Origin of the sequence: Enterobacter sp. S-33 (genome assembly GCF_028735835.1) — a bacterium.
Lineage (GTDB): Bacteria > Pseudomonadota > Gammaproteobacteria > Enterobacterales > Enterobacteriaceae > Enterobacter > Enterobacter vonholyi.
The window spans coordinates 3,815,872-3,841,727 of record NZ_CP117838.1 but is presented as its reverse complement, the minus strand read 5'-3'; the positions used below and the strand labels follow the sequence as shown (position 1 = coordinate 3,841,727).

The following is a 25,856-nucleotide window of genomic DNA, read 5'->3' as shown; positions in this document are numbered from 1 at the left end:
TATTAATTTGAATAACTGCGGAGGTGATAATTACCGGAAAAAGTGACCTTTGCAATAATTATGTGACCAGACATTTCAATGCCATAGGGCAGATTTGGCGGGGCTTTCAGGGGTGTTATCGATACGTGCTGTTAAGTTAACAATTCATGCGAAATAAAAAGGAGGCAAAACTGCCTCCTCCTGAAATTATTTAATTCCGTCTGCGGCCATACGGTCGCGAATATGCTGTGCGCGTTCTTCTGAGGCCGGGTGATCGTCAAACATGGAGCTTTGGCGTCCCGCTTCCAGCTTGGCCAGTTTTTCAAAGCTGGTGGCTAAGCCTGATGGATTAATGCCGCGTTTGCGCAACAGATCGTAGGAGTAGTCATCCGCCTCGGACTCCTGACGCTGTGAGAACTGAGAGTTAACCAGCTTTTCACCCACGTCGCCAAGCTGTGACTGCGACAGGCTGCCAACGATACCGCCTGCGGAGGCCGCCGCTGCGCGGATGGCATTGGTGCCCAGGGCAACCTGCATCCCTTTCTTCACGTGGCCCAGGGCAACGTGGCCCATTTCATGGCCGATGACCGCTTCCACTTCGTTGTCGGTCATCATATCCATCAGTCCGCTATAGACGCGGATACAGCCGTTCGCCATCGCGAAGGCGTTGACGTCTTTCGCCATGTACACCTTGTAGTTCACCGGCTGGCCGTTGATGTTGTCGCCCAGCGCGGAAGCAATCTTATTCAGACGCTGCGTGTAGGTACTGTTGGCCGGCGCAAGCGTGGCTTTTCCGTCCATATCTTTACAGGCCTGGTCGCTCAGCGCTTTCACCTGCGCATCGCTCAGGGAATAGGCCTGAAAGGCCTCTGCCCCTGACGTCATCAGACCGTTAGAATCCATATTCTGACAGCCGCTCAGCAGGAGCGTTGTACCCAGGGCCAGCACTATTGCACGCATTTTCATGAGGTTGCTTCCGTACTCGTTAATCTGAATAAAATCCGAAAAGGTCACCGTCAGCGAAGCCGGTGTCGGGCTAAGTATAAGGAATATCTACAGGGCCGGGCGAGTAGATTGCGCAACATGCGAGCATGATCCAGAGATTTCTTAAGCTGCAAAAGAATGGTCCATGTACATGGCATGCCGCTTGGGTTACATTGTTGGCACTTTTTTCCGGCGTAGCCCAAAACGCGCTGTCGTCAAGGGCATGGCCTTTAACAGTCCGATCTGGAGTTAAAATGTCCTCACGTAAAGAGCTTGCTAATGCTATTCGTGCGCTGAGCATGGACGCAGTTCAGAAAGCCAAATCCGGCCACCCAGGGGCCCCTATGGGTATGGCTGATATCGCCGAAGTCCTGTGGCGTGATTTCCTGAACCACAACCCGCAGAACCCGTCATGGGCTGACCGCGACCGCTTCGTGCTATCCAACGGCCACGGCTCTATGCTGATCTATAGCCTGCTGCACCTCACCGGCTACGATCTGCCAATTGAAGAGCTGAAAAACTTCCGTCAGCTGCACTCCAAAACTCCAGGTCACCCGGAAGTGGGCTACACCGCTGGCGTAGAAACCACCACCGGCCCGCTGGGTCAGGGTATTGCTAACGCCGTGGGTATGGCGATTGCTGAGAAGACCCTGGCGGCGCAGTTCAACCGTCCTGGTCACGACATCGTTGACCACTTCACCTACGCGTTCATGGGCGACGGCTGCATGATGGAAGGCATTTCTCACGAAGTGTGTTCCCTGGCAGGTACCCTGAAGCTGGGTAAACTGGTTGCGTTCTATGACGACAACGGTATCTCCATCGACGGTCACGTTGAAGGCTGGTTCACCGACGACACCGCAGCACGTTTCGAAGCCTACGGCTGGCACGTTGTGCGTGGCGTTGATGGTCACGATGCTGACTCGATTAAATGTGCAGTGGAAGAAGCGCGCGCTGTGACGGACAAACCGTCCCTGCTGATGTGCAAAACCATCATCGGCTTCGGTTCACCGAACAAAGCGGGTACGCACGACTCCCACGGCGCGCCGCTGGGTGATGCAGAAATCGCACTGACCCGCGAAGCGCTGGGCTGGAAACACCCTGCATTCGAAATCCCATCAGAGATTTACGCTCAGTGGGATGCAAAAGAAGTAGGCCAGGCGAAAGAAGCGGCCTGGAACGAGAAGTTCGCTGCTTACGCGAAAGCCTTCCCGCAGGAAGCGGCTGAATTCACCCGTCGTATGAAAGGTGACATGCCGTCTGACTTCGACGCGAAAGCGAACGAGTTTATCGCTAAGCTGCAGGCGAACCCGTCTAAAATCGCGAGCCGTAAAGCGTCTCAGAATGCGATTGAAGCGTTCGGCCCATGGCTGCCAGAATTCCTGGGCGGCTCCGCTGACCTGGCGCCATCTAACCTGACCCTGTGGTCTGGTTCTAAGCCAATCAACGAAGATACTGCCGGTAACTACATCCATTACGGTGTACGTGAATTCGGTATGACCGCGATTGCCAACGGTATCTCCCTGCACGGTGGTTTCCTGCCGTACACCTCTACCTTCCTGATGTTCGTTGAATATGCCCGTAACGCCGTGCGTATGGCGGCGCTGATGAAACAGCGTCAGGTGATGGTCTACACCCACGACTCCATCGGTCTTGGCGAAGACGGCCCAACTCACCAGCCGGTAGAGCAGGTGGCTTCCCTGCGCGTGACCCCGAACATGAGCACATGGCGTCCATGTGACCAGGTTGAATCCGCGGTGGCGTGGAAATACGGCGTTGAGCGTCAGGACGGTCCAACCGCGCTGATCCTCTCCCGTCAGAACCTGGCGCAGCAGGAGCGTACCCCTGAGCAGCTGGCAAACATCGCTCGCGGTGGTTACGTGCTGAAAGATTGCGCGGGCCAGCCTGAGCTGATCTTCATCGCTACCGGTTCTGAAGTTGAGCTGGCTGTTGCCGCATGGGAAAAACTGACTGCCGAAGGCGTGAAGGCGCGCGTGGTCTCCATGCCGTCTACCGATGCGTTCGACAAGCAGGATGCCGCTTACCGTGAATCCGTTCTGCCTAAAGCGGTTTCCGCGCGTGTGGCAGTGGAAGCGGGTATCGCTGACTACTGGTTCAAATACGTGGGCCTGAACGGTGCCATCGTCGGTATGACCACCTTCGGTGAGTCTGCTCCGGCAGAGCAGCTGTTCGAAGAGTTCGGCTTCACCGTTGAGAACGTTGTCGCGAAAGCGAAAGAGCTGCTGTAATCGCCGTTTTGCCCGGTGGCGCTACGCTTACCGGGTCTACAAATGGCTCGAAAGTAGGCCGGGTAAGCGCTAGCGCGCCACCCGGCTTTTTTTGCGTCATTATTCCACCTAAAATGTGACGCAAGTCATATAGCTCGCTTATTCATCTGGACAGACATTCCTTTTATTCCCCGATTCGCTTATTCTTGCTGAAGCGTTTCAGTCGATTAAATGTTCGACAATTGACCAATCAATCGCAGTTTGTGACAGCAAGGATTCCCCTTCGGGCGTAGCTGGATTACTCTTTCAGCCACCTCAAACTCAGGGATTGCTTTGCAGGAGATCTATGACCGTACGCGTAGCGATTAATGGCTTCGGTCGCATCGGGCGTAACGTGGTTCGTGCTTTGTATGAATCCGGACGTCGGGCGGAAATAACCGTGGTGGCAATCAATGAACTGGCGGATGCTGCGGGCATGGCGCATTTATTGAAGTATGACACCAGCCACGGACGTTTCGCCTGGGATGTGCGCCAGGAAAGAGATCAGCTCTTTGTGGGTGATGACGCTATTCGTGTTCTGCATGAGAACAGCATTTCCGGGCTACCCTGGCGTGAACTGGGTGTGGATGTCGTGCTTGACTGTACCGGTGTTTATGGCAACCGCGAACACGGCGAAGCTCATCTGGCTGCAGGCGCGAAAAAAGTCCTGTTTTCTCATCCCGGCAGTAATGACCTCGACGCGACAGTCGTGTTTGGCGTCAACCAGCATGAGCTGCAGGCCGAACACCGCATTGTTTCCAACGCCTCCTGTACCACCAACTGCATTATTCCGGTCATCAAACTGTTAGACGATGCGTATGGCATTGAATCCGGCACCGTGACCACGATTCATTCCGCCATGCACGATCAGCAGGTTATCGACGCCTACCATCCGGATTTACGACGCACTCGCGCGGCGAGCCAGTCAATTATTCCGGTAGATACGAAACTGGCGGCAGGGATCACCCGAATTTTTCCGCAGTTTAATGACCGGTTTGAAGCGATTGCCGTGCGTGTTCCAACGATTAACGTTACCGCAATCGACCTTAGCGTGACGGTAAAAAAACCTGTAAAAGCCTGTGAAGTCAACCTGTTGCTGCAAAAAGCGGCACAGGGGGCATTTCATGGTATAGTTGACTATACGGAATTACCGTTGGTCTCAGTAGATTTTAACCACGACCCGCACAGCGCCATCGTCGATGGTACGCAAACGAGAGTCAGTGGGGCACACCTTATCAAGACGCTGGTCTGGTGTGATAACGAATGGGGCTTTGCTAACCGAATGCTCGACACCACGTTAGCAATGGCCGCTCAAGGTTTCAGGTAAGACGCATCGTGCGTCTGCAAAACTTTAAGAATCAACGAGAGGATTCACCATGTCTGTAATTAAGATGACCGATCTGGATCTGGCTGGTAAACGCGTTTTCATCCGTGCCGATCTGAACGTACCGGTTAAAGATGGCAAAGTGACCAGCGACGCGCGTATCCGTGCATCTCTGCCAACCATCGAACTGGCTCTGAAGCAGGGCGCGAAAGTGATGGTCACCTCCCACCTGGGTCGTCCAACTGAAGGCGAGTACAACGAAGAGTTCTCTCTGCTGCCAGTGGTTAATTACCTAAAAGACAAACTGTCCAACCCGGTTCGCCTGGTGAAAGATTACCTGGACGGCGTTGAAGTTGCGGCCGGTGAACTGGTTGTTCTGGAAAACGTTCGCTTCAACAAAGGCGAGAAGAAAGACGACGAAACCCTTTCCAAAAAATACGCTGCACTGTGCGACGTATTCGTGATGGATGCCTTCGGTACTGCTCACCGTGCACAGGCGTCAACCCACGGTATCGGTAAATTCGCAGACGTAGCGTGTGCCGGTCCTCTGCTGGCTGACGAACTGGAAGCGCTGGGTAAAGCACTGAAAGAACCAGCTCGTCCGATGGTGGCTATCGTTGGTGGTTCTAAAGTTTCTACCAAACTGACCGTTCTGGATTCCCTGTCTAAAATCGCTGACCAGCTGATCGTTGGCGGTGGTATCGCGAATACCTTCGTTGCCGCTCAGGGCCACAACGTCGGTAAATCCCTGTACGAAGCAGACCTGGTTGACGAAGCCAAACGCCTGCTGGGTACCTGTGATATCCCGGTTCCAACTGACGTTCGCGTCGCGACCGAGTTCTCCGAAACCGCAACCGCGACCCTGAAATCTGTAAACGACATCAAAGACGAAGAGCAGATTCTGGACCTGGGCGACGTTTCTGCACAGAAACTGGCTGAAATCCTCAAAAACGCAAAAACTATCCTGTGGAACGGTCCTGTTGGCGTGTTCGAATTCCCGAACTTCCGCAAAGGTACTGAAATCGTTGCTAACGCTATCGCAGACAGCGAAGCGTTCTCTATCGCAGGCGGTGGTGATACCCTGGCAGCAATCGACCTGTTCGGTATCGCTGACAAGATCTCCTACATCTCCACTGGTGGCGGTGCATTCCTCGAATTCGTGGAAGGCAAAGTACTGCCAGCAGTAGCAATGCTCGAAGAGCGCGCTAAGAAGTAAGCCATTCAAGGGCAGGGAAACCTGCCCAATTTTCAGCGCGCTTTTAAGAGCTCGCACCTTTTCTAACGGCCGAAGATACAGGACTAAGTAACATGTCTAAAATTTTTGATTTCGTAAAACCTGGCGTTATCACTGGTGATGACGTACAGAAAGTGTTCCAGGTAGCTAAAGAAAACAACTTCGCTCTGCCAGCAGTTAACTGCGTGGGTACCGACTCCATCAACGCCGTACTGGAAACTGCTGCTAAAGTTAAAGCTCCAGTTATCGTTCAGTTCTCTAACGGCGGCGCTGCGTTCATCGCAGGTAAAGGCGTGAAAACTGACATTCCTCAGGGTGCTGCAATCCTGGGCGCTATCTCTGGTGCGCACCACGTTCACCAGATGGCTGAACACTACGGTGTTCCAGTTATCCTGCACACTGACCACTGCGCGAAGAAACTGCTGCCGTGGATCGACGGTCTGCTGGACGCGGGTGAAAAACACTTCGCGGCAACCGGTAAGCCACTGTTCTCTTCTCACATGATCGACCTGTCTGAAGAGTCACTGCACGAAAACATCGAAATCTGCTCTAAGTACCTGGCGCGCATGGCCAAAATGGACATGACCCTGGAAATCGAACTGGGCTGCACCGGTGGTGAAGAAGACGGCGTGGACAACAGCCACATGGACGCTTCTGCCCTGTACACCCAGCCAGAAGACGTTGATTACGCTTACACCGAGCTGAGCAAGATCAGCCCACGCTTCACCATTGCAGCGTCCTTCGGTAACGTACACGGCGTTTACAAACCAGGTAACGTGGTTCTGACCCCAACCATCCTGCGTGATTCTCAGGAATACGTGTCTAAGAAACACAACCTGCCGCACAACAGCCTGAACTTCGTCTTCCACGGCGGTTCAGGTTCTTCTGCTCAGGAAATCAAAGACTCCGTAAGCTACGGCGTTGTGAAAATGAACATCGATACCGATACCCAGTGGGCAACCTGGGACGGTATCCTGCAGTACTACAAAGCGAACGAAGCTTACCTGCAGGGCCAGCTGGGCAACCCGAAAGGCGAAGACCAGCCGAACAAGAAATACTACGATCCACGCGTATGGCTGCGCGCTGCTCAGACGTCTATGGTGACCCGTCTGGAGCAGGCTTTCAAAGAACTGAACGCGATCGACGTTCTGTAATTTGAGTTGCTAACAGCATCAGAAGGCCCGCAAATGCGGGCCTTTTTTTATGCTTTTTCAATACCCTGCCAGACCTGTTTTTGTGATCTGTTTGGCAAACCCGGCGCTTTTTGTTTACCCTTTACGAACCTGCCTGTCTCCATGGGGGATGGATTTTGTGTTTTGGTTTAACAAAAGGAAGAATAAATGGAACAACTCGATGTCGTAGACAGCATCAATAACGCCGGTAACTGGCTGGTACGCAACCAGGCGCTATTGCTGAGCTATGCCGTGAACATTGTCGCGGCGATTGCCATCATCATCGTCGGGATGATCGTGGCGCGTATCGTATCGAACGCGGTTAACCGCGTGATGCTGGCCCGTCACATTGACGCCACGGTGGCTGACTTCCTCTCCGCACTGGTGCGCTACGGCGTTATCGCCTTTACGCTGATTGCGGCGCTGGGCCGTGTGGGCGTGCAGACCGCCTCCGTCATCGCCGTTCTCGGTGCCGCCGGTCTGGCCATTGGTCTGGCGCTGCAGGGCTCGCTTTCAAACCTGGCGGCAGGCGTGCTGCTGGTCACCTTCCGTCCGTTCCGCTCTGGCGAATACGTTGACCTGGGCGGCATTGCCGGAACCGTGCTGCAGGTGCAGATTTTCTCTACGACCATGCGTACCGTGGATGGCCGCATCGTGGTCGTGCCGAACGGAAAAATCATTGCAGGCAACATTATTAACTTCTCCCGTGAACCGGTGCGTCGTAACGAACTGATTATCAGCGTGGCGTATGACTCCGATATCGATCAGGTGAAGTCGCTGATTACTAATATCATTGCTTCAGACGATCGCATTCTGAAAGACAAAGAGCAGACGGTTCGCCTGAACGAACTGGGTGCTTCCTCCATTAACTTTGTGGTGCGCATCTGGAGCAAAAGCAGCGATCTGCAAAACGTGTACTGGGACGTGCTGGAACGCATTAAGCGCGACTTCGATGCCAACGGCATCAGCTTCCCGTACCCGCAGATGGACGTAAACGTCAAAAAAGTCAAAGAAGCAGAATAACTTCTCCCGCAGGCCCGGTAAGCGCAAGCGTCACCGGGCTTTACTTTCATAAGCTCCGCTAATACCCAATTAATATTATCCATTTCCTCTAATGTGATTCGCGCAGTATAGTCAGCCTCCAGAACAACACTGCGAGAAAATCGTCATGCTATCTTATTATTTTCAAGGGCTTGCCTTAGGCGCGGCCATGATCCTTCCGCTCGGACCGCAAAATGCGTTCGTGATGAATCAGGGCATCCGCCGCCAGTACCATCTGATGATTGCCCTGCTGTGCGCGGTAAGTGATTTACTGCTGATCTGCGCCGGGATTTTTGGCGGCAGCGCGCTGCTGATGCAGTCTCCGTGGCTGCTGGCGCTGGTTACCTGGGGCGGCGTGGCGTTTCTGCTCTGGTACGGTTTTGGTGCCCTGAAAACGGCGATGAGCAGCAACCTCGAGCTGGCGAGCGCGGAGGTCATGAAGCAGGGCCGCTGGAAGATTATCGTCACCATGCTGGCGGTCACCTGGCTTAATCCGCATGTTTATCTCGACACCTTTGTGGTGCTGGGCAGCCTGGGCGGACAGCTGGACGTTGAGCCGAAACGGTGGTTTGCGCTCGGTACGGTCAGCGCCTCGTTCCTCTGGTTCTTCGGTCTCGCCATTCTGGCGGCATGGCTGGCACCTCGCCTGCGTACGGCCAAAGCCCAGCGCATCATTAATACCCTTGTGGGGCTGGTGATGTGGTTTATTGCTTTTCAGCTGGCAAAAGAGGGGATTCATCATGTCCAGGAATTGTTCAACTAATCCTTGTCTTATGGACAACTGAACAAGACCCGCTAAGCTTGCTGGCATGCGCCCTGTTAATGGGCACTCTTCGCAACATGGAGGAATAACAGTGAAGTTTAAGGTGATGGCCCTGGCGGCATTAGTAAGTTTCGGTGCGGTGTCGGTGCAGGCAAGTGAACTGCCGGATGGTCCGCACATCGTCACGTCAGGCACCGCAAGCGTGGACGCGGTACCCGATGTTGCAACCCTGGCAATTGAGGTGAATGTGGCGGCGAAAGATGCGGCGACGGCCAAGAAGCAGGCTGACGATCGCGTTGCGCAATACCTCTCTTTCCTCGAGCAGAACGGTGTCGGTAAAAAAGATATCAACTCTGCGAACCTGCGTACTCAACCCGATTACGACTACCAGAATGGCAAAAGCATCCTGAAGGGCTACCGCGCCGTGCGTACCGTCGAAGTGACCGTGCGTCAGCTGGATAAGCTTAACTCGCTGCTGGACGGTGCGCTGAAGGCGGGTCTCAACGAAATTCGTTCCGTGTCGCTGGGCGTTGCGCAACCGGAAAAATATAAAGACGAAGCGCGTAAAGCGGCGATTGATGATGCCATTCACCAGGCGGAACAGCTGGCTTCTGGCTTTAAGAGCAAGCTTGGCCCGGTTTACAGCGTGCGTTACCACGTCTCTAACTACCAGCCAAGCCCGATGGTTCGTATGATGAAGGCCGATGCCGCCCCGGTATCCGCTCAGGAAACTTACGAGCAGCCGACAATCCAGTTCGACGATCAGGTGGATGTGGTGTTCCAGCTGGAACCAGTTGCAGCACAGCCGAAACCTGCTCAGTAATCTGTAGGCCGGGTAAGGCGTAGCCTCCACCCGGCTTTTCTTTTTAATCCTGTCTCAACACCTTATGCCCGTATGCCAGCAGCGCGTCGGTGACGTTGCGCATCATACGGCTTTCCGGCGCAAAACGGTGCCAGTAGAGCATCCGGCGCTGATACAGCCCCGGCGTCAGGTCAATCAGCTCACCGCTTTTCAACTCTTTCTCAATCTGCAGGTGCGGGATCATGCAGCAGGTGGTGCCCTGGCGCGCAAGCTGCACGAAGGCTTCAGACGAGTTGACGATATGGCACGGCACGCTGCCAGGCGGCAGATCGAAGTTTTGTTGCAGGAACGCCTGATGCATATCGTCCAGATGGTCGAACGCCACGGCAGGGGCTTTCAGCAGCGCGGCTCGGGTTACGCCGTTGGGGAAGTAGCGGTCGGCAAAGGCTTTTGACCCCACAAACAGGTAGTCCAGTGCGCCCAGCTGATCGACAAGACAGCTTGGCAGCGCCTGAGGCTGAATACTGACGGCTCCAACCACTTCACCGCGACGCAGGCGCTCCTGGGTTCGGGTTTCATCTTCAACCTGTAAGTTCAGGCGGATAGGGGAATCTGCTAATACCGGCGCAAGAGCCGGCAGCAGCCAGGTTGCCAGACTGTCGGCGTTGACCGCCAGAGAGAGCAGCAGCGGCGTAGAGCCCGTTTGTTCGTCACCCAGCCACTCGTCTTCCAGCAGTTCAACCTGGCGCAGCAGGGCGAGGAGTTTTTGCCCTTGCTCGGTTGGACGTGGCGGCACGGTACGCACCAGCAGCGGCTGGCCGAACATGTTTTCAAGCTGTTTTATACGCTGTGATACGGCGGACTGGGTGATGCAAAGCTTTTGCGCCGCGCGCTCAAAACCGCGTTCACGAATAACTGCATCAAGTGCCTGTAGTGTTCTGTAGTCCGGACGTTTCATTGCTCTGGCTGACTCCTTAATTTTGCTTATTCTGCACTATGACACAATTTTCCCTTTGTGGCAGACGAATTCCATTCGACGTGTTCTATAATGCGCCCTGAGTTTTCACACCACAGGCAAAACGATCATGACGCAGGATGAACTGAAAAAAGCAGTAGGATGGGCCGCTCTCCAGTACGTACAGCCGGGTACCATTGTCGGTGTCGGTACGGGATCAACCGCGGCACACTTTATCGATGCGCTGGGCACGATGAAGGGGCAAATCGAGGGCGCGGTTTCCAGCTCCGATGCTTCCACGGAAAAGCTGAAAAGCCTCGGCATTACCGTTTTCGATCTCAACGAAGTGGATCGTCTGGGGATTTACGTCGACGGCGCGGATGAAATCAACGGCCACATGCAGATGATCAAAGGCGGCGGCGCGGCGCTGACGCGCGAAAAAATCATCGCCTCCGTTGCGGACAAGTTTATCTGCATCGCGGACGCCTCCAAGCAGGTCGACATTCTGGGTAATTTCCCGCTGCCGGTCGAAGTGATCCCAATGGCCCGTAGCGCGGTTGCCCGTCAGCTGGTGAAGCTTGGCGGTCGTCCGGAATACCGTCAGGGTGTAGTCACCGATAACGGTAACGTGATCCTCGACGTTCACGGTCTGGAAATTCTTGACGCGATTGCGCTGGAAAATGCCATCAACGGCATTCCGGGCGTAGTGACCGTAGGGCTATTCGCCAACCGTGGCGCGGATGTGGCGCTGATCGGCACCGCTGACGGCGTGAAAACCATCGTAAAATGATCTGATGGGGGGAGTCCTCCCCCCGCTAAAAAATTTTTGAAAAGCTAAATTCGGTGACTTGTGTCACGTTTTTACGCCTCTTTTGCCGATCCTGCCGCGTTTGTAAATTTCCATAGCATTTTCCTCTGACATTTTGCTCTGTATGACTTTTCTTCAGAGTGCCGACGCAAACGTTCATATTGCTGCAATAGTTTTTTTTGATATGTTGGCTACGGCGGATTCATATCCAGCACAACATCAGTTCAGACAAAAACAGGGTCGGGTAAATGGCAAAGGTATCACTGGAGAAAGACAAGATTAAATTCCTGCTGGTCGAGGGCGTACATCAAAAAGCAATCGATAGCCTTCGTGCAGCAGGTTACACCAACATCGAATTTCACAAAGGCGCGCTCGATACCGAAGAGCTGAAAACGTCCATCCGTGATGCCCACTTCATTGGCCTGCGATCCCGTACTCACCTGACTGAAGAGGTTATTGCCGCGGCGGAAAAGCTGGTGGCTATCGGCTGCTTCTGCATTGGTACCAACCAGGTTGACCTGAATGCTGCCGCGAAACGCGGTATTCCCGTCTTCAACGCCCCGTTCTCCAACACCCGTTCCGTGGCGGAGCTGGTGATTGGCGAACTGCTGCTTCTGCTGCGCGGCATTCCTGAAGCTAACGCCAAGGCGCACCGCGGCGTGTGGAACAAACTGGCGTCTGGCTCATATGAAGCGCGTGGTAAAAAGCTGGGGATTATCGGCTATGGCCACATCGGTACCCAACTGGGGATTCTGGCGGAATCTCTCGGTATGCATGTCTATTTTTACGATATCGAAAGCAAGCTGCCGCTGGGCAATGCCACCCAGGTTCAACACCTGTCTGACCTGCTGAACATGAGTGACGTGGTGAGCCTGCACGTGCCGGAAAATGCGTCCACCAAAAACATGATGGGCGCGGAAGAGCTGGCGCTGATGAAGCCGGGCTCACTGCTGATTAACGCCGCGCGCGGCACGGTTGTCGATATCCCTGCGCTGTGCGATGCGCTGAAGCGTAAGCACCTGGCGGGCGCAGCCATCGACGTGTTCCCGACGGAGCCTGCGACCAACAGCGATCCGTTTACCTCTCCGCTGTGCGAGTTCGACAACGTGATCCTGACGCCTCACATTGGCGGTTCTACCCAGGAAGCGCAGGAAAATATCGGTCTGGAAGTGGCGGGTAAACTGAGCAAATACTCCGACAACGGTTCTACGCTCTCTGCCGTGAACTTCCCGGAAGTGTCTCTGCCGCTGCACGGTGGTCGTCGTCTGCTGCACATCCACGAAAACCGTCCAGGCGTGCTGACCGCGATCAACCAGATCTTTGCCGAGCAGGGCGTCAACATTGCCGCGCAGTATCTGCAGACGAACTCGCAGATGGGCTACGTGGTTATTGATATCGAAGCGGATGATGATGTGGCCGAGAAAGCGCTGCTGAGCATGAAGGCCATCCCGGGGACGATTCGCGCGCGTCTGCTGTACTGATAGTGCGGTTTGTGGTGTCGGGTGGCGGCTGCGCCTTACCCGACCTACTCTGAGCATTTGTAGGCCGGGTAAGCGTAAGCGCCACCCGGCTTTATTCTACCAGACCCAGATTTTGCTGGGCGTCACCACCGCCGGCAACGGCACATCCCATTTCTCCACCGGTAACGCCTCCACGCCCTGACAATCATGCGCATAGCCCACCGGCTGCAACCCGTACTGCTGCCAGTTTTGCAGCGTCCGGTCATAAAAACCGCCGCCCATCCCTAAACGCTGGCCCTGTTCATCAAACGCCACCAGCGGCGTGATCAGTACATCCAGCTGTGACAGCGGCAGCACGTCGCGCACGTCGAGTTTCGGTTCGGTGATTTTCAGGCGATTCACCACCAGCTCGCTGTGCGGATGGTAGTGCAGAAACAGCAGATTCCCCTCGCTAAACGGGTGCAGCACCGGCAGATAGACCTTCTTCCCGGCGCGCCAGAGTTGCTCTATCAACGGTTGGGTGTCCAGCTCGCCGTCAAACGACAGAAACAGCGCAACGGTATGCGCCATCAAGACAGGGGGATACGCCATCATACGGGCGGCGGCCTGCTGGGCAAAATGCGCTTGCTGATCGGAGGTTAACGCACGGCGGCGCTGACGAATTAGCTGACGGATGTCCAGGCGTGAAGCAGAAACTTCAGGGAATTGAGTCATGGTAGTCGGTAGAAGAAAAGAGAGGGAATCTCCGAGATGCCGCCGCAGGCTGTAACCCTTGAACCCTTGGTTCAAGGTGAATGTGTCGTCATAGTTTTAAGGCTTCTCGGACGGACCGAGCATGCTCACCAACCATGGAGCGCCACATTCTTGTGGTATGAAATATCGGCTCAGGGGACTGGCCCGCTTGCGAACATCTCAGAGAAATTTTGTCTTCACAGTTACTCTACCATAGTCAACTGAGAAGTGTTATTCAAACTTGGGTCCCGGTCTTTCGGGATTGCGACCTTGATCAAGCAATGCCTGTTCTATGGTCTGCTGGAGCATTTTAATGCGCTGCTCCATGCTTGCCGCGTAGTCGCGGGTCTTCGCTTTTTCCTGAGTCAGTTCATAGCTGATGTTCAACGCGGCGATGAAAACCAGCTGCTCAGTATTTGTGACTCTAGTGCGTTCTTTTAGATCTTGCAACCGCTGATTCAAATCGTCCGCAGCCTGATTCAAAGCATCCCTTTGTTCAGGCGGACAATTCACTCGCAGTGAACGGCCAAAAATCTGGAGATCGACGGGTTGTGCAGACATGCCACCTTCCTGCTGATTGACTGCGCTGCCTTCGCTTACGGCCCGGGGGCTGCGAAGGGGCGACACTATAGCTACCCTGATGTGAAGATACAAGCCCTTTTCTGGTATCACCAGGGTCCAAAGTGGTAGCATATCATGAAACTTCCCCCCTTTGACGACGAATGCTCATGTCTATACAGAACGAAATGCCTGGTTACAAGGATTTAAACCAGTTACTGAACCAGCAGGGAGTCGGTTTAACCCCTGCCGAAATGCACGGTCTGATCAGTGGCATGCTGTGCGGCGGAAACAGCGACAGCTCATGGCAGCCGCTGATCCACGACCTCACGAATGAAGGGCTGGCGTTTGGTCACGAGCTGGCGGAAGCGCTGCGTAAAATGCACGCCGCCACCAGCGATTCTCTGGAAGACGATGGCTTCCTTTTTCAGCTTTATCTGCCTGAAGGCGACGACGTTAGCGTGTTCGATCGCGCCGATGCGCTGGCCGGCTGGGTAAACCACTATCTGCTGGGGCTGGGCGTGACGCAGCCTAAACTGGATAAAGTGACCGGCGAAGCGGGTGAGGCGATCGACGATCTGCGTAATATCGCTCAGCTCGGCTACGATGAAGACGAAGACCAGGAAGAGCTGGAAATGTCTCTCGAAGAGATCATCGAGTACGTGCGCGTGGCGGCACTGCTGTGCCACGATAACTTTACGCGCTCACAGCCGACCGCGCCGGAAGTCCGCAAGCCAACCTTACATTAAGAAAAATAACGCACAGGAGGGTGTCATGGTTATCTCGAGTCAAGAGTATTCGCGCCGCCGTCAGGCGCTGCTGGCGAAAATGCAGCCGGGCAGCGCCGCGCTAATTTTTGCTGCGCCCGAAGTGACGCGCAACGCCGACAGCGAATATCCCTATCGGCAGAGCAGCGATTTCTGGTACTTCACCGGCTTTAACGAGCCGGAAGCGGTGCTGGTGCTGATTAAGAGCAATGACACCCACAACCACAGCGTGATTTTCAACCGCGTACGTGACTTAACTGCTGAAATCTGGTTTGGCCGCCGCCTGGGGCAAGAGGCCGCACCGGCGAAGCTGGGCGTTGACCGCGCGCTGGCGTTTAGCGAAATCAACCAGCAGCTCTATCAGCTGCTTAACGGCCTCGACGTGCTCTATCACGCGCAGGGCGAATATGCGTACGCAGATGAGATTGTTTTCACCGCGCTGGATAAGCTGCGCAAAGGCTCGCGCCAGAACCTGTCCGCACCGGCCACGCTGACGGACTGGCGTCCGGTGGTGCATGAGATGCGCCTGTTCAAGTCTGAAGAGGAGCTTAACGTGATGCGCCGTGCGGGCGAAATCAGCGCCCTGGCGCACACCCGCGCGATGGAGAAATGCCGTCCCGGGATGTTCGAATACCAGCTGGAAGGCGAAATTCACCACGAATTTAACCGCCACGGCGCGCGCTATCCCTCTTACAACACCATTGTCGGCGGCGGGGAAAACGGCTGCATTCTGCACTACACCGAGAACGAAAGCGTGCTGCGCGACGGCGATCTGGTGCTGATTGACGCCGGTTGCGAATATCAGGGCTATGCGGGGGACATCACCCGTACCTTCCCGGTGAACGGTAAGTTCTCACCGGCACAGCGCGCCATTTACGACATCGTTCTCGAGTCTCTTGAGACGGCGCTCAGGCTGTATCGTCCCGGTACCTCCATGCAGGAAGTGACCGGCGAAGTGGTGCGCATCATGATTACCGGTCTGGTCAGGCTCGGGATCCTGAAAGGGGATGTCGACAGCCTGATTGCTGAAAACGCGCATCGACCGTATTTCATGCACGGCCTGAGCCACTGGCTGGGGCTGGACGTGCATGACGTTGGCGCGTACGGTACCGACCGTTCGCGCGTGCTGGAGCCGGGCATGGTGTTAACCGTGGAGCCGGGCCTGTATATCGCGCCGGATGCCGACGTGCCTGAAGAGTACCGCGGGATTGGCATTCGTATTGAAGATGACATCGTGATTACCGAAACCGGTAACGAAAACCTGACCGCCAGCGTCGTGAAAAACGCTGACGATATCGAGGCGCTGATGGCAGCGGCACGCGCATGAGCGTGATTATCGTTGGCGGCGGCATGACCGGGGCCACGCTGGCGCTGGCCATTTCGCATTTGACGCAGGGCCAGCTTCCGGTGCACCTGGTGGAAGCCGTTGCGCCAGAGGCGTCAAACCACCCCGGTTTTGATGCGCGCGCCATTGCGCTGGCGCAGGGCACCTGCCAGCAGCTTTCACGCATTGGTATCTGGCAGGCGATAGCCGACCGCGCCACGGCGATCGGTACCGTGCACGTCAGCGATCGCGGCCATGCTGGCTTTGTCACGCTGGACGCGCAGGACTACCGGATTGATGCCCTGGGACAGGTCGTTGAGCTGCACGACGTCGGATTGCGACTGTTCCGCCTGCTCCAGGACGCGCCGGGCGTCACGCTGCATTGCCCCGCGCGCGTGGCCAGCGTGAGCCGTAGTGAGGCGTCGGTTAGCGTGACGCTGGAAAACGGCACCGTTCTTGAAGGCCAGCTTCTGGTCGCCGCGGACGGTTCGCGCTCGTCGCTCGGCACCCAGTGTGGCGTGGAGTGGCGCCAGCAGCCTTACGGGCAAGTGGCGGTCATTGCGAACGTCTCTACCGCAGCTGACCACCACGGCAGGGCGTTTGAACGCTTTACGCAGCATGGTCCGCTGGCGATGCTGCCGATGTCGGACGGGCGCTGTTCCCTGGTGTGGTGTCATCCTCAGGATAAGGCGGAAGAGGTTAAGGGCTGGTCCGACGAACGTTTTTGTACCGAGCTGCAGAAAGCCTTTGGCTGGCGGCTGGGGCGTATTACCCACGCAGGCAAGCGGACGGTCTACCCGCTTTCGCTGACCACGGCGTCTCAGTCTGTCTCCAATCGTCTGGCGCTTGTCGGTAATGCCGCACAGACGCTGCACCCCATCGCGGGGCAAGGCTTTAACCTGGGCTTACGCGACGTCATGAGCCTGGCCGAATCACTGGCGCATGCGTGGGGCGAGCAAAAAGACTGCGGGGCGTATTCGGTGCTGATTCATTACCAGAAGCGCCGTCAGGCGGATAAAGAGGCCACCATCGGCGTTACCGACGGCTTAGTCCATCTCTTTGCCAATCGCTGGGCACCGCTGGTTGCGGGCCGCAACCTCGGGCTGATGGCGATGGAACTATTCATTCCGGCACGTGACGTGCTGGCGCAGCGGACCCTGGGTTGGGTCGCGCGTTAAGGAGTTATCATCGTGCAAAATGTTGATGTCGCCATCGTTGGCGGCGGAATGGTTGGACTGGCATTGGCCTGTGGATTGCAGGGCAGCGGCCTGCGCGTGGCGGTGCTGGAGCAAAAGCAGCCCCAGCCCGTTGCACCGGATGCGCCGCCGGAACTCCGCGTCTCGGCGATCAATGCGGCCAGCGAAAAGCTGCTGACGCACCTTGGCGTCTGGGCAGATATTGTGGCGCACCGCGCCAGCTGCTATCACGGCATGGAAGTGTGGGATAAAGACAGCTTTGGTCATATTGCTTTTGATGATGAAAGCATGGGCTATAGCCATCTGGGGCACATCGTTGAAAACGCGGTGATCCACCACGCGCTGTGGCAGAAAGCACAGCAGTGCAGCGACGTGACGCTGATTGCGCCTGCGCAGATCCAGCAGGTGGCATGGGGCGAAAACGAGGCGTTTATCACCCTGCAGAGCGGCGACATGCTGACCGCGCGTCTGGTAGTCGGTGCTGACGGTGCGAACTCCTGGCTGCGGAATAAAGCCGACATCCCGCTGACCTTCTGGGACTATCGTCATCACGCGCTGGTCGCGACGATCCGTACCGAAGAGCCGCACGGCGGCGTGGCGCGCCAGATTTTCCACAACGACGGCATTCTGGCGTTCCTGCCGCTTAGCGACCCGCACCTGTGCTCGATTGTCTGGTCCCTGGTGCCGGAAAAAGCCCAGCAGATGCATGAGGCGACGCCGGAGGCCTTTAACCAGGCGCTGTGCGTGGCCTTTGATAACCGCCTTGGCCTGTGCACGCTTGAAAGCGAACGTCAGGTATTCCCGTTAACCGGCCGCTACGCGCGTCAGTTTGCGGCGCACCGTCTGGCGCTGGTGGGGGATGCGGCGCATACCATTCATCCCCTGGCAGGACAGGGCGTTAACCTCGGCTTTATGGACGCGGCGGAGCTGGTTGAGGAGCTGCGTCGCCTGCATCGCGAAGGGAAAGATATTGGTCAGCATCTGTACCTGCGCCGCTACGAGCGCAGCCGCAAGCACAGCGCGGCGATGATGCTGGCGGGCATGCAGGGCTTCCGCGAGCTGTTTGCCGGAGCGAATCCGGCGAAAAAACTGCTGCGCGATATTGGCCTCAAGCTTGCTGACACCCTTCCGGGCGTTAAGCCCCAACTCCTCCGTCAGGCGATGGGTCTTAACGACCTGCCGGACTGGCTGCGTTAATTTAGACCCCTGTCACACTTTCTTTTCCCGGCCTCTGCGCCGGGGAAATTCCCTCGTTTGAAATATTCTAATTTCACGTCATTTTTCGCATTAGATAATCTAATGTCGCATTTTTCTCGTTACGGAAATTCGGCCCGATTTTCCGCACGAAATATCACCATGTGCTAAATCCTGTTAGAGCATTGTTAATTTTGTGCGGGGTTAATCGCATTTTTCCAGTGAATAACTCTGTAGGCTTTTTAGCGTTTTTTGGTCATAAGCTAATGTGATGACCCATTTTGCCTTATGGTTAACCGCCGGTTTCGGTGGTAAGTTCAGGTAAAAGAGAACGTTTGCGTCGGTGCCCGAACGCGGGGCCGATACCGGGTTTCACGGTGAATTTTTCAACGAGGACAAGATGGCTCAACAGACTCCTTTGTACGAACAACACGTGTTATGCGGCGCCCGCATGGTGGACTTCCATGGCTGGATGATGCCGCTGCACTACGGCTCGCAGATTGATGAGCACCACGCGGTGCGCACCGATGCCGGTATGTTCGACGTGTCCCATATGACGATTGTCGATCTGCGCGGTAGCCGCACCCGGGAGTTTTTGCGTTATCTGCTGGCAAACGACGTCGCCAAACTGAAGACGCCGGGCAAAGCGCTCTATACCGGCATGCTGAATGCCTCGGGCGGCGTGATTGATGACCTTATCGTTTATTACTTCACTGAAGATTTCTTCCGCCTCGTTGTAAACTCCGCCACCCGCGAAAAAGACCTCTCCTGGATCACCCAACACGCCGAACCTTATGCCATCGACATCACCGTCCGTGACGATCTGTCGCTGATCGCCGTGCAGGGACCAAACGCGCAGGCGAAAGCCGCCTCTCTGTTTAACGACGAGCAGCGCAAAGCAACCGAAGGCATGAAGCCGTTCTTCGGCGTGCAGGCGGGCGATCTGTTTATCGCCACCACCGGCTACACCGGTGAAGCGGGCTACGAAATTGCGATGCCGAACGAGAAGGCCGCTGATTTCTGGCGTGCGCTGGTGGAAGCGGGCGTGAAGCCTGCGGGTCTGGGCGCGCGCGATACGCTGCGTCTGGAAGCGGGAATGAACCTTTACGGTCAGGAGATGGATGAAGGCGTCTCTCCGCTGGCCGCCAACATGGGCTGGACCATCGCCTGGGAACCGGCTGACCGTGAGTTTATTGGCCGTGAAGCGCTGGAGATGCAGCGCGAGAAGGGTACTGAACAGCTGGTGGGTCTGGTGATGACCGAGAAGGGCGTGCTGCGCGGTGAACTGCCGGTGCGCTTTACCGATGCTGACGGCAATCCTCGTGAAGGCGTGATCACCAGCGGTACCTTCTCCCCGACGCTGGGCTACAGTATTGCACTGGCACGCGTGCCGGCGGGCATTGGCGAAACGGCGGTGGTGCAAATCCGCAACCGCGAAATGCCGGTCAACGTGACCAAACCGATTTTTGTTCGCGCCGGTAAGCCGGTCGCCTAACTATTTTTATCAGGAGAACTTCAATGAGCAATGTGCCAGCAGAACTGAAATACAGCAAAGAACACGAGTGGCTGCGCAAAGAGGCGGACGGCACTTACACCGTAGGGATCACCGAGCACGCGCAAGAGCTGCTGGGCGACATGGTGTTTGTTGACCTGCCTGACGTGGGCACGACCGTTAGCGCGGGCGACGACTGCGCCGTGGCGGAGTCCGTAAAAGCAGCATCTGACATCTATGCCCCTGTAAGCGGTGAGATTGTCGCCGTCAACGATGCGCTGAGCGATTCGCCGGAACTGGTCAACAGCGAGCCTTATGAAGGCGGCTGGATCTTCAAGATCAAAGCCAGCGACGAATCCCAGGTTGCCGCGCTGCTGGATGCGACCGCGTACGAAGCACTGTTAGAAGACGAGTAAGCCATTATCCCTCTCCCCTTTGCGGAGAGGGTAGGGTGAGGGGAACAGACGACACCCTCACCCCAGCCCTCTCCCTCAGGGAGAGGGAGAAAACACATTCACTGCACGTTTCAGGAACCATCGCTCATGACACAGACTTTAAGCCAGCTTGAAAACCGTGGCGCCTTCATCGAACGTCACATTGGGCCGGATGCTCAGCAACAGCAGGAGATGCTGAAGACAGTTGGCGCGGATTCATTAAACGCACTGATCGGCCAGATTGTGCCAAAAGACATCCAGCTTGCCACGCCGCCTCAGGTGGGGGAAGCCACCACGGAATTCGCCGCGCTGGCGGAGCTGAAGGCCATCGCAGGCCTGAACAAGCGCTATAAGTCTTACATTGGCATGGGCTATACCAACGTGCAGTTACCGCCGGTTATCCTGCGCAACATGCTGGAAAACCCGGGCTGGTACACCGCTTACACCCCCTATCAGCCAGAAGTCTCCCAGGGCCGCCTGGAAGCGCTGCTGAACTTCCAGCAGGTGACGCTGGACCTGACCGGCATGGATATCGCCTCTGCTTCTCTGCTGGACGAAGCGACCGCCGCCGCCGAAGCGATGGCAATGGCTAAGCGCGTGAGCAAGCTGAAAAATGCCAACCGCTTCTTCGTCGCGGCGGACGTGCATCCGCAGACGCTGGACGTGGTGCGCACCCGTGCGGAAACCTTCGGCTTTGACGTGATCGTCGATGACGCTGACAAAGTGCTGGATCATCAGGACGTTTTCGGCGTTCTGCTGCAGCAGGTGGGCACCACCGGCGAAGTTCACGACTACGGCGCGCTGATTGCCGAGCTGAAATCCCGCAAGGTGGTTGTCAGCGTTGCCGCCGATTTTATGGCGCTGGTGCTGCTGACGGCACCGGGCAAACAGGGCGCGGATATCGTATTCGGCTCAGCGCAGCGCTTCGGCGTGCCGATGGGCTACGGCGGTCCGCATGCGGCGTTCTTCGGCGCGAAAGATGAATTCAAACGTTCCATGCCTGGCCGTATTATCGGCGTCTCCAAAGACGCTGCCGGTAATACTGCACTGCGCATGGCGATGCAGACCCGCGAGCAGCATATCCGCCGCGAGAAAGCGAACTCCAACATCTGTACCTCGCAGGTTCTGCTGGCAAACATCGCCAGCCTGTACGCCGTGTTCCACGGCCCGGCAGGCCTGAAACGCATTGCCAGCCGCATTCACCGCCTGGCCGATATCCTGGCCTGCGGCCTGCAGCAAAAAGGTCTTAAGCTGCGCCATACCCACTACTTCGACACCCTGTGCGTGGACGTGGCGGACAAAGCGGCCGTGCTGGCCCGCGCGAACGCGGCAGAGATCAACCTGCGCAGCGACATCCACAACGCCGTCGGCATTACGCTCGATGAAAGCACCACCCGCGACGATATCCTGAACCTGTTCAGCGTGCTGCTGGGTGACGCGCACGGTCTGGACATTGACGCGCTCGACAAAGAGGTCGCGCTCGACAGCCGCTCCATTCAGGACAGCATGCTGCGTAACGACGCCATCCTGACGCACCCGGTCTTTAATCGCTACCACAGCGAGACCGAGATGATGCGTTACATGCACTCTCTGGAGCGTAAGGATCTGGCGCTGAACCAGGCGATGATCCCGCTGGGATCATGCACCATGAAGCTCAACGCCGCGGCAGAGATGATCCCGATCACCTGGCCCGAATTCTCCGAGCTGCACCCGTTCTGCCCGCCAGAGCAGGCAGAAGGTTATCATATGATGATCAACCAGCTTTCCGACTGGCTGGTGAAGCTGACCGGTTATGACGCGCTCTGCATGCAGCCGAACTCCGGCGCGCAGGGTGAATATGCGGGCCTGCTGGCAATCCGTCATTATCACGAAAGCCGTAACGAAGGTCACCGCGATATCTGCCTGATCCCAAGCTCCGCCCACGGCACCAACCCGGCCTCAGCCCAGATGGCGGGCATGGAAGTCGTGGTGGTCGCGTGCGATAAGAACGGCAACATCGACCTGGCTGACCTGCGCGCGAAAGCCGAACAGGCGGGCGACAAGCTCTCCTGCATCATGGTGACCTATCCGTCCACCCACGGCGTGTACGAAGAGACCATCCGTGAAGTGTGCGAAGTGGTGCACCAGTTCGGCGGTCAGGTATACCTCGACGGCGCGAACATGAACGCGCAGGTGGGCATTACCTCTCCGGGCTTTATCGGCGCGGACGTGTCGCACCTTAACCTGCACAAAACCTTCTGCATCCCGCACGGCGGTGGCGGCCCGGGCATGGGCCCAATCGGCGTGAAAGCGCACCTGGCACCGTTTGTCCCAGGCCACAGCGTTGTGCAGATCGAAGGCATGCTGACCCGTCAGGGCGCGGTCTCTGCGGCACCGTTCGGTAGCGCCTCTATCCTGCCAATCAGCTGGATGTACATTCGCATGATGGGCGCGGAAGGGCTGAAGCAGGCGAGCCAGGTGGCAATTCTGAATGCCAACTATATTGCGACTCGCCTGAAGTCCGCCTTCCCCGTGCTCTATACCGGCCGCGACGGCCGCGTGGCGCACGAGTGCATCCTCGATATTCGTCCGCTGAAAGAGCAGACCGGCATTAGCGAGCTGGATATCGCCAAGCGTCTGATCGACTACGGCTTCCACGCGCCAACCATGTCGTTCCCGGTTGCGGGTACGCTGATGGTTGAGCCAACGGAGTCTGAAAGCAAAGCAGAGCTGGACCGCTTTATCGACGCGATGCTGGCCATCCGCATGGAGATCGACCGCGTGCAGGACGGCGAGTGGACGCTGGAAGATAACCCGCTGGTCAACGCTCCGCACACCCAGCACGAGATGGTGGCTGAGTGGAACCACGGTTACTCCCGCGAGCTGGCGGTCTTCCCGGCAGGTGTGGCGAACAAATACTGGCCGACCGTGAAGCGTCTCGATGACGTCTACGGCGACCGTAACCTGTTCTGCTCCTGCGTACCGATGAGCGAATACCAGTAATCGCGCTGGTGCAGTAATCCAGGCCGGGTAAGGCGAAGGCGCCACCCGGCTTTTTTATTGGGAGAAGAAAATGGGCATTGCACTTGTGACCGGCGCCAGTCGGGGCATTGGGAAAGCCACTGCGCTCCAGCTGGCACGCGAAGACTACACCGTGGCGGTGAACTATCATCACAACATTAAAGCCGCGACGGACGTGATAAACCAGATCGTTGAAGCTGGCGGTAAAGCCTTTGCCGTCCGCGCAGATATCAGTGATGAAGCTCAGGTGCTGGCGATGTTTGACAGCATCGATCGTGAAGGCGAGCCGCTTACCGCGCTGGTCAACAATGCGGGAATTCTGTTTGAGCAATCCACCATCGAGAATCTCTCCGCTGAGCGCATTAACCGCGTCCTGGCGACCAACGTCACGGGCTACTTCCTCTGCTGCCGGGAAGCGGTAAAACGAATGTCCTTCAGGTATGGCGGCAAGGGTGGGGCGATAGTGAATGTCTCTTCTGCAGCGTCGCGTCTGGGCGCGCCGGGTGAATATGTGGATTATGCCGCGTCCAAGGGGGCGGTGGATTCGCTGACAACGGGTTTATCGCTGGAGGTAGCGGCGCAGGGCATTCGCGTCAACTGCGTCCGTCCGGGTCTGATCTATACCGATATCCATGCTTCCGGCGGAGAGCCGGGGCGAGTGGATCGCGTGAAATCGTTGCTGCCGATGCAGCGCGGCGGTCAGCCGGAAGAGGTCGCCCAGGCGATTGTCTGGCTGCTGAGCGAGAAGGCGTCTTACGTGACGGGGAGCTTTATTGAGCTGGCGGGTGGGAAGTAAACCCCTAACCTAACCCTCTCCCCAAAGGGGAGAGGGGATCAAGCGTAACGGCGCTCGGCGTTAAAGTTTCTCGCCGTTGCTGGCAATTACGCCCTTATACCACTCGAAGCTTTTCTTGCGTGAACGCGACATGTCGCCCGTACCGTCGTCGTGTTTATTCACGTAGATAAAGCCGTAGCGTTTGCTGTACTGGCCGGTGGTGAACGACACGCAGTCGATACAGCCCCATGGCGTATAGCCCATCAGATCCACGCCATCGTGGGTAACGGCTTTGATCATTTCCTCCACGTGGGCACGCAGATAGTCGATACGATAGTCATCGTTGATGCTGCCGTCTTCTTCAACCTTGTCGTAGGCGCCGAAGCCGTTTTCAACGATAAACAGCGGTTTCTGGTAACGCTCGTACAGTTCGCACAGGGAATAGCGTAACCCTACCGGGTCAATCTGCCAGCCCCAGTCGGAAGCCTTAACGTGCGGGTTCGGCACGCTGCCTTCGAAACCGGAAATCGCGTCCCCGGTGCCGCCTTCCGCTTTCACCGCGTTGGTCATGTAGTAGCTGAAGCCCAGGTAGTCGCAGGTACCTTCACGCAGGATCTGCTCGTCGCCTGCCTCCATTTTGATGGAGAACCCGCGGCGCTCCCACTCGTTCAGGACGTAAGACGGGTAGTAACCCCGCAGCTGGACGTCGGTAAAGACGTAGCGCTCGCGCATCGATTCCTGGGCGAACATCACGTCTTCCGGCTTGCAGGAGAATGGATAGAGCGCCACCATGGCCAGCATGCAGCCGACTTTCATCTCCGGATTGATGCAGCGCGCGGCTTTCACCGCCAGGGCGCTGGCCACAAACTGGTGGTGAAGCACCTGATACATGGTCTCTTCGGGATTTTCGTGTTCGGTATAGACCACACCGGAGCAGCAGTAGCCGAACAGCGGTGCGCGCCAGTTGCGCTGGTTATTGATTTCGTTGAAGGTCATCCAGTATTTGACCTTGTTTTTGTAGCGCTCAAAAACCACTTCCGCGAAGCGCACAAAGAAATCAACCACTTTACGGTTGGTCCAGCTACCGTATTCCTGCACCAGGTGCAGCGGCATTTCGAAGTGGGAGAGGGTGATCACCGGTTCGATGTTGTACTTCAGCAGCTCATCGAACATGTCGTCGTAAAACTTCAGCCCCTCTTCGTTTGGCTGCGTTTCATCACCTTTCGGGAAGATGCGCGTCCAGGCGATGGAGGTACGGAAACACTTGAAGCCCATCTCGGCAAATAGCTTGATGTCTTCTTTATAGTGGCCGTGGAAGTCGATGGCCTCGTGGTTTGGGTAGTATTTACCCGGCACCACCTCCTGCGTGATTTCACGCGGTACGCCGTGTGCGCCGCCGGTCAATACGTCGCAAATGCTTGGCCCTTTGCCGCCTTTGTTCCAGCCGCCTTCAACCTGATGAGCGGCAACCGCGCCACCCCATAAAAAATCTTTTGGTAAGGTCAATTTTTTCATCGCTGCTATTCTCAATAAATGACTTATTGGCATCGAGTCTAGCAAAGCGAAATTAAATGTCACGATATAACAATTTACGGTAA

At 56.5% G+C, this 25,856-nt stretch carries 22 protein-coding genes and 1 other RNA gene; 17 read left to right on the top strand and 6 right to left on the bottom strand.

Going from position 1 to position 25,856, the window contains the following annotated elements; genetic code table 11:
• Positions 1–186: 186 nt before the first annotated feature.
• On the bottom strand, positions 187–945 hold the full coding sequence (locus tag PUP35_RS18125; protein ID WP_021242066.1) for a M48 family metallopeptidase: 759 nt from the start codon (positions 943–945) through the stop codon (positions 187–189).
• A gap of 272 nt (positions 946–1,217) precedes the next feature.
• On the opposite strand from PUP35_RS18125, the gene tkt reads away from it, so the two are divergent.
• The 7 genes from tkt (at position 1,218) to PUP35_RS18090 (ending at position 9,584) form a co-directional block, all read left to right on the top strand.
• Positions 1,218–3,209, top strand: coding sequence for a transketolase (tkt, locus tag PUP35_RS18120; protein ID WP_274240776.1), 1,992 nt, complete (start codon positions 1,218–1,220; stop codon positions 3,207–3,209).
• Positions 3,210–3,534: 325 nt separating this feature from the next.
• Positions 3,535–4,554: an erythrose-4-phosphate dehydrogenase gene (epd, locus tag PUP35_RS18115; protein WP_127732263.1), complete on the top strand. Its 1,020-nt coding sequence runs from the start codon at positions 3,535–3,537 to the stop codon at positions 4,552–4,554.
• Between the two features lie 49 nt (positions 4,555–4,603).
• Positions 4,604–5,767: a phosphoglycerate kinase gene (pgk, locus tag PUP35_RS18110; RefSeq protein ID WP_023309116.1), complete on the top strand. Its 1,164-nt coding sequence runs from the start codon at positions 4,604–4,606 to the stop codon at positions 5,765–5,767.
• A gap of 92 nt (positions 5,768–5,859) precedes the next feature.
• Positions 5,860–6,939 (top strand): class II fructose-bisphosphate aldolase, encoded by a 1,080-nt coding sequence (fbaA, locus tag PUP35_RS18105; RefSeq protein WP_008499731.1) that lies wholly within the window; start codon positions 5,860–5,862, stop codon positions 6,937–6,939.
• Positions 6,940–7,125: 186 nt separating this feature from the next.
• Positions 7,126–7,980: a small-conductance mechanosensitive channel MscS gene (locus PUP35_RS18100; protein WP_111963216.1), complete on the top strand. Its 855-nt coding sequence runs from the start codon at positions 7,126–7,128 to the stop codon at positions 7,978–7,980.
• 145 nt (positions 7,981–8,125) lie between these two features.
• The gene (argO, locus tag PUP35_RS18095) at positions 8,126–8,761 is read left to right on the top strand and encodes an arginine exporter ArgO (protein ID WP_021242063.1); all 636 of its coding nucleotides are present in this window, start codon (positions 8,126–8,128) and stop codon (positions 8,759–8,761) included.
• A gap of 91 nt (positions 8,762–8,852) precedes the next feature.
• On the top strand, positions 8,853–9,584 hold the full coding sequence (locus tag PUP35_RS18090) for an oxidative stress defense protein (protein WP_008499728.1): 732 nt from the start codon (positions 8,853–8,855) through the stop codon (positions 9,582–9,584).
• A 43-nt stretch (positions 9,585–9,627) separates the two neighbouring features.
• Here PUP35_RS18090 and argP read toward each other — a convergent pair whose 3' ends face one another.
• On the bottom strand, positions 9,628–10,521 hold the full coding sequence (gene argP, locus PUP35_RS18085; protein WP_274240769.1) for a DNA-binding transcriptional regulator ArgP: 894 nt from the start codon (positions 10,519–10,521) through the stop codon (positions 9,628–9,630).
• A gap of 127 nt (positions 10,522–10,648) precedes the next feature.
• On the opposite strand from argP, the gene rpiA reads away from it, so the two are divergent.
• Together rpiA and serA are read left to right on the top strand one after the other, a co-directional pair.
• Positions 10,649–11,308, top strand: coding sequence for a ribose-5-phosphate isomerase RpiA (gene rpiA / locus PUP35_RS18080; protein WP_003860091.1), 660 nt, complete (start codon positions 10,649–10,651; stop codon positions 11,306–11,308).
• A 266-nt stretch (positions 11,309–11,574) separates the two neighbouring features.
• Positions 11,575–12,807 (top strand): phosphoglycerate dehydrogenase, encoded by a 1,233-nt coding sequence (gene serA, locus PUP35_RS18075; protein WP_274240765.1) that lies wholly within the window; start codon positions 11,575–11,577, stop codon positions 12,805–12,807.
• Between the two features lie 96 nt (positions 12,808–12,903).
• Here serA and PUP35_RS18070 read toward each other — a convergent pair whose 3' ends face one another.
• The 3 genes from PUP35_RS18070 to zapA all read right to left on the bottom strand — a co-directional run bounded on the left by PUP35_RS18070 (position 12,904) and on the right by zapA (position 14,079).
• Positions 12,904–13,500 carry a 5-formyltetrahydrofolate cyclo-ligase gene (locus tag PUP35_RS18070; protein ID WP_127732256.1) on the bottom strand — a complete coding sequence of 199 codons (597 nt, stop codon included), beginning with the start codon at positions 13,498–13,500 and terminating at the stop codon, positions 12,904–12,906.
• 24 nt (positions 13,501–13,524) lie between these two features.
• A non-coding RNA gene (gene ssrS, locus PUP35_RS18065) (6S RNA) lies at positions 13,525–13,708 on the bottom strand.
• Positions 13,709–13,749: 41 nt separating this feature from the next.
• A complete protein-coding gene (zapA, locus tag PUP35_RS18060) occupies positions 13,750–14,079 on the bottom strand; it encodes a cell division protein ZapA (protein ID WP_006811891.1) in 330 nt (109 codons plus the stop codon).
• A gap of 167 nt (positions 14,080–14,246) precedes the next feature.
• On the opposite strand from zapA, the gene PUP35_RS18055 reads away from it, so the two are divergent.
• The 8 genes from PUP35_RS18055 (at position 14,247) to PUP35_RS18020 (ending at position 24,279) form a co-directional block, all read left to right on the top strand.
• Complete coding sequence (locus tag PUP35_RS18055; protein ID WP_029739212.1) at positions 14,247–14,825, top strand: YecA/YgfB family protein; 579 nt, start codon at positions 14,247–14,249, stop codon at positions 14,823–14,825.
• A 31-nt stretch (positions 14,826–14,856) separates the two neighbouring features.
• Positions 14,857–16,170: a Xaa-Pro aminopeptidase gene (gene pepP / locus PUP35_RS18050; RefSeq protein ID WP_274243302.1), complete on the top strand. Its 1,314-nt coding sequence runs from the start codon at positions 14,857–14,859 to the stop codon at positions 16,168–16,170.
• The gene (gene ubiH, locus PUP35_RS18045; RefSeq protein WP_274240755.1) at positions 16,167–17,345 is read left to right on the top strand and encodes a 2-octaprenyl-6-methoxyphenyl hydroxylase; all 1,179 of its coding nucleotides are present in this window, start codon (positions 16,167–16,169) and stop codon (positions 17,343–17,345) included. Before pepP ends, ubiH begins: the two co-directional genes overlap by 4 nt.
• 12 nt (positions 17,346–17,357) lie before the next feature.
• The gene (gene ubiI, locus PUP35_RS18040) at positions 17,358–18,560 is read left to right on the top strand and encodes an FAD-dependent 2-octaprenylphenol hydroxylase (RefSeq protein ID WP_274240753.1); all 1,203 of its coding nucleotides are present in this window, start codon (positions 17,358–17,360) and stop codon (positions 18,558–18,560) included.
• Between the two features lie 397 nt (positions 18,561–18,957).
• Positions 18,958–20,052 (top strand): glycine cleavage system aminomethyltransferase GcvT, encoded by a 1,095-nt coding sequence (gene gcvT, locus PUP35_RS18035; protein WP_115876383.1) that lies wholly within the window; start codon positions 18,958–18,960, stop codon positions 20,050–20,052.
• A 23-nt stretch (positions 20,053–20,075) separates the two neighbouring features.
• The gene (gene gcvH, locus PUP35_RS18030) at positions 20,076–20,465 is read left to right on the top strand and encodes a glycine cleavage system protein GcvH (RefSeq protein WP_008499718.1); all 390 of its coding nucleotides are present in this window, start codon (positions 20,076–20,078) and stop codon (positions 20,463–20,465) included.
• 126 nt (positions 20,466–20,591) lie between these two features.
• Complete coding sequence (gene gcvP / locus PUP35_RS18025) at positions 20,592–23,465, top strand: aminomethyl-transferring glycine dehydrogenase (protein ID WP_127732250.1); 2,874 nt, start codon at positions 20,592–20,594, stop codon at positions 23,463–23,465.
• Between the two features lie 70 nt (positions 23,466–23,535).
• Positions 23,536–24,279, top strand: a complete 744-nt coding sequence (locus PUP35_RS18020) for an SDR family oxidoreductase (protein WP_274240747.1) — start codon at positions 23,536–23,538, stop codon at positions 24,277–24,279.
• A 60-nt stretch (positions 24,280–24,339) separates the two neighbouring features.
• Here PUP35_RS18020 and bglA read toward each other — a convergent pair whose 3' ends face one another.
• Positions 24,340–25,773 carry a 6-phospho-beta-glucosidase BglA gene (gene bglA, locus PUP35_RS18015; RefSeq protein WP_274240745.1) on the bottom strand — a complete coding sequence of 478 codons (1,434 nt, stop codon included), beginning with the start codon at positions 25,771–25,773 and terminating at the stop codon, positions 24,340–24,342.
• Positions 25,774–25,856 lie beyond the last annotated feature (83 nt).